We start from the raw sequence: 12189 nt of genomic DNA on the forward strand, positions 1-12189 counted from the left end.
CAAATTGGACTTAAATAACTAACTCCTCTATCTGACTTGGTCAAGATGGGGAAAATAAGAACTTTGTTTACTTGCTAGTTTAATTCGTTCCAACCATTGGCGATCGTAAAATTCGGGTATGTTTGACAATCTGTGCAAATTTCTGGCCGAATCCTTTTCCGAAGACTATGCCGCCTGGTTACTGGGACGACCCATTAAATTGACTAAGCTGAGTCCGACGGAACTTTCCCTGGAGCCAATTCGGGCTGACTCCCTGATTTTGGAGCAATCGGAAGACTTGGTGTTGCATCTGGAATTCCAAACGGAGCCTGACCCCACCATGGGCTTTCGGATGTTGGACTATCGGGTAAGGGTTTATCGTCGTTTCCCCCAGAAGACTATGCACCAATTTGTCATCTACCTGAAACGTAGTAACAATGATTTAGTTTATCAGGATAGTTTTCAGGTGGGGGAGACTTTACACCGTTATCAAGCGATTCGGCTTTGGGAGCAACCATCGGAGACATTTCTCCAAAGTCCAGGGTTATTACCCCTAGCGGTATTGACGCAGACCTCTGACCCTACATTAAAATTGAGGGAAGTGGCGACTGCATTGGAACAGATTGAGGATAATCGGGTTAAGGCAAATCTCATGGCAGCAACCTCTGTTTTTGGAGGGATTCTGTTGGCCCCTGAGCTGATCAAGACAATTTTAAGGAGTGAAATTATGAAAGAATCCGCTGTCTATCAAGAAATTTTAGAGGAGGGTAAAATTGCCGGCAAACTAGAAGGTAGGCTGGAGGCGAAACTAGAAACCATACCCCTGTTGAAGAAATTAGGTCTTACAATTGCCGAAATTGCCAAGGAGTTAGATATTGATGTTGAACTGGTTAATAAATTCGTTGCTAACCAAAATAATTAAGGGCTGAAATGGTCATTCGCCGGAATATGACTTGACTGATCTTTTGGCGATCGCCTTTTCAATGGGGAACCTAGAAAGTTGATGGTGGAATGGAACTCTATGCATCTCCGCAAAGCGACTGGCTTCGGCCAGGGTCAATTTTTCTCTCTGAAAAAGCATAATGGCAATTTCCTGGCGCATTTCAGCTTCAGTCATGGGGGTTGCCGTCAAAATATCTTCAGGGACAATAACGCTCACAGCTTAATTTCTCGATAACAAGCCCATTTTAGGGTTTAGGTCTGTGGTTTATTTGACTCGGGCTAACAAAAACAGGGATTGAACGACTATCCATGGCAAGAACTGAGTCTATCCTAATCGCTGTCCCTTCCCCCATATTCCCGGTTCGATTACCATGATGCAGACAGTTAACTAACCAATCCACAGCCCCTGCCGCCAATGTCCCTGTTAGTCCAGAAACCTGAAATTCCTGCCTGCGCTTGGCAACGATCCATTGGTAAGGATTGGGAAAAGCCCTACACTGTACGCTACGCCAGTAACCTTGACGATGGCCCGGACCATGGTATGCCCCTAGGGGGGTTTGGAGCCGGTTGCATTGGGCGATCGCCAACGGGGAAATTTAACCTGTGGCATTTGGACGGGGGCAACCACATTTTTAAAAATTTGCCTGCTTGTCAATTTAGTGTTTACGAACAGGTGGCAGGGGAAGAAGCCAAAGCCTATGCCATGGCAACGGAAGCCCCTGAAGATGGCAGTTTGGACCGTTGGCAATGGTACCCCAAAGAAAAGGGAGAATACAGCGCCCTCTATCCCCGCAGTTGGTACGAATATAAAGACGTTTTTAAAAGTGAATTAATTTGTGAACAGTTTTCCCCAGTGTGGGGCGGCAACTACCAGGAAAGTAGCTATCCCCTGGCGGTTTTTGATTGGACTGTCCATAATCCCACCGATAAACCCATCACCCTGAGCATTATGCTCACCTGGCAGAACAGCGTTGGCTGGTTCACCAATGCCATCAAATCCCCCACTGTCAAATTGCGGGACGATGGTAGCCCAGAGTATGAATACCAACCCCGCTGGGGCGACAGTACAGGGAATTTTAACCAATGGATCCAGGATGGTTTCCGGGTTGGTTGTTTATTTAATCGGGTACAACCCCACGAAGCCCTCCGGGAAGGGGAAGGGCAAATGTGCATCGCCAGCGTTAGTAATCCCAGCGTAGAAGTGTTTTACCATAACCGTTGGAATCCCAGTGGGGATGGGGCAGATGTGTGGGATTGGTTTGCGGGCAATGGCTCCCTACCGGATATCCAGGATGAAACGGCGGCGGAACCGGGGGAACAAATTGCGGGAGCTATCTGTTTACGCTTCACTGTGCGACCAGGAAAAACGAAGAAAATTCCCTTCCTACTGGCGTGGGATTTGCCCATTACGGAATTTGCCCAGGGGGTGACCTATTACCGCCGCTATACGGATTTCTACGGCCGCAATGGCAAAAATGTTTGGTCCATGATCCGCACGGCGTTGAAACATAGCGATACCTGGCGGAAAAAAATTGAAGCTTGGCAGGCTCCCATTCTGGAAAATCCCCGTTTACCGGATTGGCTCAAAATGTCCCTCTTTAATGAGTTATACCTGTTAACCCAGGGGGGAACCCTGTGGACAGCGGCGACGGAAAACGACCCAGTCGGGCAGTTTGGGGTCTGTGAATGCATGGACTACCGCTGGTATGAAAGCTTAGATGTGCGGCTTTACGGCTCCTTTGGGCTATTGATGCATTGGCCTAAGTTGGAGCAGGCGGTGATGTTGGCGTTTGCCCGAGCCATTCCCACGGAAGATCCCAAGGAACGGGTAATTGGCTATAACCTTTCCCTCGCTCCCCGCAAAGTGAAAAATGCCACTCCCCACGATCTGGGGGCTCCCAACGAGCATCCTTGGGAAAGGAGTAATTACACTGCTTACCAGGACTGTAACCTCTGGAAGGATTTGGGCAGTGACTTTGTTTTATTGGTCTATCGAGACTTTTTACTTTTACCCGATGCGGATGGGGAATTTTTGGGGGAATGTTGGCCCAGCATTGTGGCGGCGTTGGATTATCTGAAAGGATTTGATCTTGATAACGATGGTATTCCCGAAAATTCCGGCGCACCGGATCAAACCTTTGACGATTGGCGCTTGCAGGGTATTAGTGCCTACTGTGGTGGGCTATGGATTGCGGCCCTAGAGGCGGCTTTGGTGATGGGGCAATATCTGCTGGAAAACCCCCCCCAACAAACGGATCTAGATGCTATGGAAATCCAAACGGCGATCGCCAGGTATGAAACTTGGTTAGCCCAAGCCCGTAGTTTGTACCAAGACACCCTTTGGAATGGGGAATACTACAACCTAGATAGTCAAAGCGGTTCCAAGGTGGTGATGGCGGATCAACTGTGTGGGCAATTTTATGCCCGGTTATTGAATCTGCCGGATGTGGTGGAGCACCATTACGCTGAAAAGGCTTTAGCCAAGGTGTACGACACCTGTTTCCTCAAATTTGCCCATGGTGAACTGGGAGCCGCCAATGGTCTTTTACCCGACGGTTCCCCCCAAAATCCCAACGATACCCATCCCTTGGAAGTTTGGACGGGGATTAACTTCGGTTTAGCGGCCTTTTTGATCCAAATGGGCATGAAAGAAGAAGCTTTAAAAATGACAGAGACGGTGGTTAATCAGGTGTATAACAATGGTTTACAGTTCCGCACTCCAGAGGCAATCACTGCGGTGGGTACTTTCCGGGCGAGTCATTATCTGCGGGCCATGGCAATCTGGGCTGTGTACGGCTTGCTAGAGGGTTTTAGCAATTTACCCATTGCTCCCGCCGATGACGAGGTACCCACTAGCGATTTTTATTGAAATCCCCAGGAAAAAGTCGAGTAATTGCCCCTGTCCTTGCCATTTCATCCCATGGAAAAATCCCGTCAGTTTGACCTTGCTCCCTACATTGACCACGCTGCCCTAGACCCCGCCACCACCCGTGAGGCGATCGCCACTTGCTGCGCCCAAGCCCTACACCATAAATTTGTTGCGGTGTGTGTTTATCCCAGCGCTTTATCCCAAGCCGTGGAATTGTTGAGGGGGAAAAAAGTGGAAATTTGTGCGGTAATTGGTTTTCCCTCCGGAGCTAGCACCAGCGGCAGTAAACTTTATGAGGCCCAGGAAGCAGCGGAATTGGGGGCCACCGAATTGGATGTGGTAATTAATCTGGGATTATTAAAAGACGGTAATACGGAAGCCGTTTATAACGACATTGCCCCCATTGTGGAAGCCACAGGGCTAACAGTGAAAGCCATTTTGGAAATGGGCCGGCTCACGGAATCGGAAAAAAGATTAGCAGCGGAAATTTGTTTGGATGCAGGGGTGCAATACCTTAAAACCAGCACCGGCTGGGGCAAGGGGGCCACCGTTGCCGATGTGCGGTTGTTACATCAAATCAGTCAAGGACGGGTGGGGATTAAAGCATCCGGAGGGATTCGCACAGTGGAGCAAGCCATAGCATTAATCGAGGCCGGCGCCACCCGCTTGGGCACTTCCCGGGGAGTGGAATTGATTCAGCAGCAACAACAATTGTGGGAACAAGGTTAGCCAAACCAAACTAAAACTAACTAAACCTAGCTTCCCAGAAATGCTACCAATTGTTGTAGTTTGTCCCAACCCGCCCCCTGACTCAAAATGTCTTTGGCCAAATGAATGCCTTGGCCATGGTCACCCCAGGGCACCGCATCGCCCACCTGGAGGGCTAAGGAGGCATTGAGTGCTACTGCATCAATCTGGGCCTGGGTTCCCTTTCCCTGCAAAACTTGGCTGAGGATGGTCACATTTTCGGCTAAATCCCCTCCCTTTAAGGCCGTCAAAGGCGCCGGAGCTAAACCGAAATTCTGGGGATCCAATACCTGGGGGGTCACTTCTCCCTGGTTAAAACTAGCTATGTCCGTGGGAGCCCCCAAACCAGCTTCGTCTAATTGCTCCCGACCGTGGAGCACCATGGCCCTGGCAGTGCCCAAATTTTTTAAGGCGATCGCCATGACGGAGAGAAAATCTGGTGAATAAACCCCAATCACTTGCCCTGTGGGACGGAGAGGATTAACCAATGGGCCCAACAAATTGAATACAGTGCGGACTTTAAGGGTTTTGCGAATGGGAGCCACACTTTTGAGGGCCGGATGCCAACCCGGCGCAAACAAGAATGTGATGCCCACTGCCGACACCGCTGCCGCCACCTGGTCTGCCCCAGCTTGGAGGTTAAGCCCTAACGCCTCTAGGACATCAGCAGAGCCAACTTTGCTAGAAGCAGAACGGTTACCATGTTTAGCTACTTTCACCCCAGCCGCGGCCACCACAAAAGCCACCGCCGTGGAAATATTAAAAGTTGAAGAGCCATCCCCCCCAGTGCCACAGGTGTCTACCAACGGGGCCACCATCTCCCGCCCTTGGTTCCCCTGGGACTGTTCCTGGAGTACCTGGGCCATGCCCGTCAACTCTTCGGGATCTAACCCCTTAGCTTGGATTGCCGCCAGTATCGCTCCGGAAAGGGCCGGTGGAATATCGTCGTCCAGCCAACCCTCCATTAACTGCACTGCCTGCTGACGGGTGAGGGATTGCCGGTCCAACAACTGCTGGAGAAAGGGGGGCCAAGGGGAAGAAGCCGTGGTATTCACAACAATGGAAAAAATACGAGAAAACTAATTGCCCCTTATTTTACGGGGTTAGGGCGGCCTTTCCCGTGGGAATGACAGAATTTCCAATTTCCAGGTAAATAACAGTCATTGTCCATACTTAGCCTAAAAAATTTTACCTATGCTGAAATCATTACCCGGTCAAAGGGACGGGGATAGACCCAAAATTATCTGCTCGTCTTAGAAAGTGTTTGAAAAGTGCGAGGCTAGGTATTTATCCCCCCAAATCTCCTCACTAAAGCTCCGGCTTAAAAAGGGGGACTTTCGACGTTGATTCTACGGAGAAAAAAGCTTATTTCTTGCGTCTAGGATTTGTTTAAAACTCTTAAGGTGGCGATCAATTTTCCTGGATATCTATCTTGTGGAGGAGGAAATTTGCAATCAAATTTTAATCAACAATAAACCAAAGGATGCCGCCAGAGTGAATACCAAACCACCAACAAATAATTGCCCGGCACGAAACCGAGCAAAGCTAAACACTTTGGCCTGCCGAACTTCCACCAGTAAGGCAAACCGATAGGCAGGCAACCAACGATAAACTCCCAAAACAGGTATTTGTTCATAGTTTAAATACATGCCTTGACCACTTTCCATCTCCAAAGCCCTATTAATGCCATTACTTTTTAGGGTGGGGATTGAAATGACATCTTCGGTGGTATTGATTTTATTTTCTCCTCGATGAATATTCTGGCTCACAAAAGTGTTGGTGGTTAAAGATAATCCTCCTACTAGGTAACTTTCCACCTCCCCCATTAATTGCTCTGTATTTTCCTCCTGGGCCACGGGTTGACGAATCCATTGGTCAAGATCAGACAAGTTTAAATCTATGGTCAGCACCCCAATTCTTTTTTCTGATTGATCAAACAAAGGAGTTGCTAGGGTTATCATCGGTAGTTGATTGGTGGCAGACTGATAAAAATTTGGTGTAAAATTATTGATATTTTCCAGCTTAAAATAGGTTGTAGTATTTTGTAGAGGACGATATTGACCCTCCTGATTGGGGTCAGTGGAAAAGATCACCATGCCACTATTGGTGATTAATGAAGTGGCTAGGCGTTGTTGATATTTTTGATTAAAATGTTTGTGTAAATAGTGGTAGGCTTGCTGATACTCAGGGTTAGTATTAAGTCTTTGAGTCAACAAAATACTGGCATTTTTTTTGACTTGGGTGTCTGTTAAGTCTGCCTTAAAATCAGTTTTTAATTGACTAAACCAATGATTTGATTGCTCAATTTTTACCTCTGTCATCTCTGTCAAAAATTCAAACGTGGGTTGAATTACAGCTTGGCGTAGATTAACGTAGATAATAAAGGCAGTAAAACTAGTGCAGGATAAACAGGCTAAAAGCACATAACTCAGGAACCTGTGTCGCCAGCTTTGCATAAATAAATTATTTCCATTGACTAAAAATATCAGTTATTTTTTTTATGGCTTGATCGGCTCCTTTTTCAGGCGTGATTTGATTGGTGGCAATGGCGTGAATAACTTCTCCCCAGACATTTTGGGCCAGAACTTCACTATAGGCCGGGTTAAGTAAGACATAGGAACTACGGGTATTGTCAAATTGGGTAATGGCTACCGCAATGTGGGGATCCTTTCCATTAGACCAAAATTCATTGGCGGCGATCGCCGGCATAACCGGCAAAAATCGTCCCTGGGCTCCTTCTAAATATGCTTCCAAATTTTCTGTCTTGACCAAGAATGCCACTAAATTTTTTGCTTCCTCTAGGCGATCAGTCTCGGCCAGGATGGCAATTTGCTTAATAGAAGTTATATAGCGCATGGGAGTGTTATCTGGCTTATTAGGCCAAGGGATGGTCCTCATTCTTTGAAAATAATTAATTTCGTCTCCCTTTTGAGAGCCCGGAATTGAGAGGGAACCATTGGCAGTCATCAAGGTACCATTACTCAAAAAATTAATATTATTGTCCGGATCTCCCCATTCGATGGCATTGGGAGGAACAAAATTTTCCAAATAGGGATTGGTATAGGCTTCCAATGCATTAATAATGCCTTGGCGGACTTGGGGATTATCAAAACGGAGTTTGCCCTCATCATCTAAAAGCTGCACATTATAAGCTTCTAAAAACTGTTCAAACACGATAAAAGTATCAGTTGCAATTGCAGACATAGGTAAACCAATGGCGTAAATATTATCAATATTCTGCTTAATTAAATTCGTTTGAGCTACTTCCCAGAAGCGCCAAAAACTATCCCATTCTGTAGGAAGCTGAGCGTCGCTAATTTCCGCTTGGGCTAGTAAATCTTGCCAATAATGAATATAGGTTGTTTGTTGGGCAATGGGGACAGCATAGTAGGAACGCTGGCGAGTTTGATTATTAAAATAATTAACGCTTTGAAGAGCTTCTGGATCATAAAATTGTTTGATCGGCTCAATGATACTAGAAACATCAGCTAATTTTCCTTCCCATGCTAGTCGGGGCAGAAGCACTAAATCAAGATTATAACTATAAATAATATCCGGTGGATTACCGGCCTTGATGGCATTTTCCAGCTGTTGCACTAAATCTTTTTCACTAAAAAAAATTATCTGAACATTAGCTTGACTTTCAGCCTGCCAGGCATCAATGGAAGATTGAATCGCTTCCGTTTCTTCTGGGTAATAACCTTCACTCCACCATATGTTTAACACATTGTCATCAGCAGGTGTTAAAATTTGGTTAACCTGACCTGAATTACAGCTAAATAAGAAGAAAGAACCAAAGGTTACCAGACAAATAGTAATGGGAAAAGATAAAAATCTTGGTAAAGTTTTATGCAAAATGTTGATTCCATTCAGTGATTAATGGCGAGTTTCGTGTAACCAAATTTACCAAGTGGTAAAGCCCCATAGCCAGAAAGGCAGGGTGAAAAATAACATCAAAGAGCTTAGCCCCAAGCACGTCACCACCAAATCTCGGTCTAGATCGTAGGCCTCTGCTAATATCAGGCTAGCAAAAGCAGAAGGCATGGATGATTGTAGTACCAAGACTAGGCGAGGCGGGCCACTCAATCCAGCAGTGGTTAGGGCCATGGCGATAACTAGGGGAACTAAAAGCATTTTAATCGAGACAGCGCTGAAAGCAATCTTAATGTTGCCCCATGAGTCGAGTTGTTGTAGCCGCATGCCCATCAATATTAGGGAAAGCATGATTATCGACCAAGCAAACCACCCTAAAGAAATATCTAACCAGGGAGGAAAGACTATAGGACGCAAAATCAAACCAATGATAAAAGCAATTAAAGTAGGATTTTTAACTAAGATAACTAAGTTGTTTTTTAGCCATTGAAAAATTTTTAATATAGACGACTTAATATGGTCAGTAATAGTCTTTTGATTAATAGGAAATACTGGTGAATCGAGACCAAAGCTGATTATTTTGTTGGGATTAGTAAGTAAACTACGACTGGCTAAAATTGAGCCTAAGCCATAGGCGGCTAAAAAAGTTCCTAAAAGATCATACAAAATTGCCCAACCAAAATAGTCTGGCCCCAGTTGGGGAAGCAATAGAATAATTGGAAAGCCGATGTAACTAGTATTGCCCACTGTACTAACTAAAGTAAAACTAGTTTGGAAAGCAAGGGATGGTTTGGGAAAAAGGGTTTGGACCCAGAGCCAGCTTAGAAAAATCCCCAGTACAACCGCGCCCCAAGCTACGATGGGGGAGAGCCAAATTCCTCCGGATAAATTCGCTTTATGAACAAAGTTAATTACCCCTAGGGGAACTCCAAACCAAAAGAGAAACTTACCCAAGTAATTGGGAACTACTAGGGACAGATGCTTGTTTTTTGAAAAGTTTCCCTGCAGTTTTTCAAGGGAAAAACTCAATAAAACACCAGTTAAAATTGCCACACTAATAGGCAAATACAGTCGAAAAATAATAATCAAGAATGAATTCATTGGTCAATCATGATTAATGGTAAACAATTAACGGCTCTTGTAGAAAAGCAATACGTAGGTCTTGAGATTCGTGATTGTAATATTGCCCGTAATTTATCGCTAATTCTAAACATTGTTGGGGTGAATAAACAGTCAAATTAATGCCCCGAATTCCTAGTAAATTTAGATGAATTTTTTGTTTATCTAATATTTTCCTTAATGCTGGAGGAAGATAGTTGTTCAAATCGGGATCTAGTTTAGCCAAATAATCTAGTACGGTTTGATTGTCCGTGGCTAGCAAAAAAGTTTCAAATTTATGCAGTAATTTTAAACAACGTAAAACTCTTTGCCCACCTTCTCCCAAACCTTCAGATAATTGATAATATTGCTGGAGTTGATCTATTTTAGTAATCACTGCTCCTAAATTTTCGTGGGTGAGATAAATATCAAGTAATTCTTGAATAGATTTTGCCTCTTCACTGTATTCATTGGCATAATTGGCTAAGGTTGCTTGCAGAAATTCCCTAGTATTAATTTGGTGTTTAGATGAGTTAGGCAACTCTTGGATAATCAACACTACATTTCTGATCATTACAAGAAAATCATCAAATTCACTAATGAGTTGTAAATGGTGATACCAAGCAGTTAAAACTTGTCGACGGTAAGTTTTGATAATACCAATTACATCATCGAAATTTTCACACATTTGTAACTGACTACTAAATAATTTTATTTTGCTGTGCACTATTTTTTGCAAGACATCTAATTGCTTTTTAGTCCCTTGGTTACCAATACCACCATGGTTTTGTTGTTCCAGACAAGGGTTAAATAGGAGGGCAACTCTTTGACGAGGAGTATCGGCTAGCAGACAATTTTCTTGACTATCCCACTCGCATACGTATTGTAAAGCTCTAGCGCCAGCTAAAATATCAGTGCCTTTTTTGATATCTGTATCCACCACTAGAATATGAATTTTTTCTGGTAAATGAACAGTGCGACTTTCTTTGGCGATCGCCGTCAGAGCTTGTCGGTCTTGATCCTTTTGGCCGAACCAAAAACCATTAACATGCTGATTTTCCAAGGAAACAACGGAAAAGCCGAGGGGATAGGTGCGAGCAAGGCAAGGAGTACGAGTTAATAGAGATTGATTAAAGCACTCTACTAAATAATCCAAGGTATGAACAAAGGCATTTTGTGTTAGGTCTAGACTGATTGGCGAACTTAGTAAAACTTTGGTGCTATGACTACGACGAATGGCCTGAATATTGGCCAAACCTACCACTAACATTTTATTCAAGCCGCCACTTCCGCCCCTTCTTTCGTAGGGATGTATCTCTGTGTCTCCTGCTACAATAGTAAGGTGATGTTGCCACAATTCCCCAGGCAAAGAAAGAAAATATTCTTGAGACGGATTGAAATTATCGGATAGTTTTGTTGTTTTTATTTGAGGTTTTTGATTTAACTCATTGGTTTGATTAGGAAAATCAAATTGGTTTTTTATCAATAAATTTTCATCTAAATCAGATAAATTAACCGTATTTAAATCGGCGATCACTTCTTGTAACTGGGCAGTGTTTCTATTCAAATTTGCAAAACTGTAATTGGAAACTTCATCAATTTTTAATCGATCTTGCACCTTAATTTTTACTTGGGGTTCCAGGGGGGCAATTGTGGTCTGTTGACGAATAGTAATTCCCAGATTAATCAATTTTTGATAACGCTCCCCCCCCAAATATTCACTCACACTTTTATGTGTCATAGGGGGATGGGTACCTAAACCAAAAAGGATGCTGAATTGTAAATGCTTATAGGTTTCCTGGAAGTAAAAAATAGCGTCTAACAGTAGGCGAACCGCAATGGCGGTGCGGGTGTGATCCGGAAAAACTAGTAATAACCTAGCTGGAATATCGCTATCTAGTATTCCCAATTTTTCTAGGGCTTTTTCTAGGTAATCAATGCAAGCTTTAAACACCTGATCATGACCAAAATGTTCATATAAATTCATTCTTGCAGTCAAATAATGACTGCCTTCAGGTAAACTTAAACAGAGCTCAGGAAAACTTTGCAACCTAATAGACTGCTGGCCGTGAAATTTAGATAATGGTTCTGGTTGGCGCGGGGCAATACGGCAATAGTTTGGCAGAGGTAACATCGCCATGAAAAAAGAAACAATAACAAAGAAAAGGTTGCAGTGGGCAAATCAAATATTTAAATGTTGGTAATTGTAGCAATTATTCAATTAATTTACTTTCTCTCGTAACATTAATCATTGCCCGGAGGATCAAAATTCATGACTAAACAACTAATATTTTTATTTCCCCTCACTTCATAGGTAAATTCATCTACACTTTGCAGAGCCAAAAAAATCCCTAGTCCACCGATGGGTCGATCTTCTGCTTCCAGACTAAGAATTGATTGATCAAATTGGCGATCGCGGGGATCGTAGGGCAAGCCAGTGTCCACCATAGTAACCTTTAATTGACAATCATCCGCTTCTACTTGGATGCTAATTTGATTATGACCCGGTGCATTGGCATAGCCATAATTAATAATATTAGTTGCTAGTTCATCCACCGCCAATCTTAGTTTATAAGCTCTTTTTTTGGGTAATCCAACCGCTTGAGCTTGCTCTAGAATATGTTTGCCAATGCTGTTTAAGGCATTTAGATCAGCGGAAAAATTTAAAATAGTCATGGCAC

The 12189-nt window shown here is 44.0% G+C and carries 10 protein-coding genes; 3 read left to right on the forward strand and 7 right to left on the reverse strand.

Translation table 11 applies throughout. The features are described from left to right. Positions 1-118: 118 nt before the first annotated feature. Entirely contained in the window at positions 119-901 is a 783-nt protein-coding gene (locus tag H6G46_RS08385; RefSeq protein ID WP_010872295.1) for an Rpn family recombination-promoting nuclease/putative transposase, read from the forward strand. 12 nt (positions 902-913) lie between these two features. Here the strand turns inward: H6G46_RS08385 and H6G46_RS08390 are convergent, their stop codons facing one another. Next, positions 914-1138 carry a UPF0175 family protein gene (locus H6G46_RS08390; RefSeq protein WP_020861646.1) on the reverse strand — a complete coding sequence of 75 codons (225 nt, stop codon included), beginning with the start codon at positions 1136-1138 and terminating at the stop codon, positions 914-916. Between the two features lie 198 nt (positions 1139-1336). On the opposite strand from H6G46_RS08390, the gene H6G46_RS08395 reads away from it, so the two are divergent. Next, positions 1337-3790: a GH116 family glycosyl hydrolase gene (locus tag H6G46_RS08395; RefSeq protein ID WP_010872294.1), complete on the forward strand. Its 2454-nt coding sequence runs from the start codon at positions 1337-1339 to the stop codon at positions 3788-3790. Between the two features lie 51 nt (positions 3791-3841). After that, the gene (deoC, locus tag H6G46_RS08400) at positions 3842-4519 is read left to right on the forward strand and encodes a deoxyribose-phosphate aldolase (protein WP_010872293.1); all 678 of its coding nucleotides are present in this window, start codon (positions 3842-3844) and stop codon (positions 4517-4519) included. 26 nt (positions 4520-4545) lie between these two features. Here the strand turns inward: deoC and trpD are convergent, their stop codons facing one another. From trpD to H6G46_RS08430, 6 genes are all read right to left on the reverse strand, one after another. Then, positions 4546-5592 carry an anthranilate phosphoribosyltransferase gene (gene trpD / locus H6G46_RS08405; RefSeq protein WP_010872292.1) on the reverse strand — a complete coding sequence of 349 codons (1047 nt, stop codon included), beginning with the start codon at positions 5590-5592 and terminating at the stop codon, positions 4546-4548. Positions 5593-5991: 399 nt separating this feature from the next. Then, entirely contained in the window at positions 5992-6993 is a 1002-nt protein-coding gene (locus H6G46_RS08410; RefSeq protein WP_010872291.1) for a cache domain-containing protein, read from the reverse strand. Positions 6994-7000: 7 nt separating this feature from the next. Beyond that, the gene (locus H6G46_RS08415; protein ID WP_014407172.1) at positions 7001-8263 is read right to left on the reverse strand and encodes an ABC transporter substrate-binding protein; all 1263 of its coding nucleotides are present in this window, start codon (positions 8261-8263) and stop codon (positions 7001-7003) included. Positions 8264-8440: 177 nt separating this feature from the next. Continuing rightward, positions 8441-9511: an AEC family transporter gene (locus H6G46_RS08420; protein ID WP_010872289.1), complete on the reverse strand. Its 1071-nt coding sequence runs from the start codon at positions 9509-9511 to the stop codon at positions 8441-8443. Between the two features lie 13 nt (positions 9512-9524). Then, complete coding sequence (locus H6G46_RS08425; RefSeq protein WP_231848052.1) at positions 9525-11495, reverse strand: hypothetical protein; 1971 nt, start codon at positions 11493-11495, stop codon at positions 9525-9527. A gap of 257 nt (positions 11496-11752) precedes the next feature. Next, the gene (locus tag H6G46_RS08430) at positions 11753-12184 is read right to left on the reverse strand and encodes an anti-sigma regulatory factor (RefSeq protein WP_010872285.1); all 432 of its coding nucleotides are present in this window, start codon (positions 12182-12184) and stop codon (positions 11753-11755) included. Positions 12185-12189 lie beyond the last annotated feature (5 nt).

This window comes from Synechocystis sp. FACHB-908, assembly GCF_014698595.1.
Lineage (GTDB): Bacteria > Cyanobacteriota > Cyanobacteriia > Cyanobacteriales > Microcystaceae > Synechocystis.

What these genes read in the sequence shown, in the direction of transcription:
- H6G46_RS08385 (WP_010872295.1), top strand. Translation starts at nt 119, where the DNA reads ATGTTTGACAATCTGTGCAAATTTCTGGCCGAATCCTTTTCCGAAGAC.
- H6G46_RS08395 (WP_010872294.1), top strand. Translation starts at nt 1,337, where the DNA reads ATGTCCCTGTTAGTCCAGAAACCTGAAATTCCTGCCTGCGCTTGGCAA.
- deoC (WP_010872293.1), top strand. Translation starts at nt 3,842, where the DNA reads ATGGAAAAATCCCGTCAGTTTGACCTTGCTCCCTACATTGACCACGCT.
- H6G46_RS08410 (WP_010872291.1), bottom strand. Translation starts at nt 6,993, where the DNA reads ATGCAAAGCTGGCGACACAGGTTCCTGAGTTATGTGCTTTTAGCCTGT.
- H6G46_RS08420 (WP_010872289.1), bottom strand. Translation starts at nt 9,511, where the DNA reads ATGAATTCATTCTTGATTATTATTTTTCGACTGTATTTGCCTATTAGT.
- H6G46_RS08425 (WP_231848052.1), bottom strand. Translation starts at nt 11,495, where the DNA reads ATGAATTTATATGAACATTTTGGTCATGATCAGGTGTTTAAAGCTTGC.
- H6G46_RS08430 (WP_010872285.1), bottom strand. Translation starts at nt 12,184, where the DNA reads ATGACTATTTTAAATTTTTCCGCTGATCTAAATGCCTTAAACAGCATT.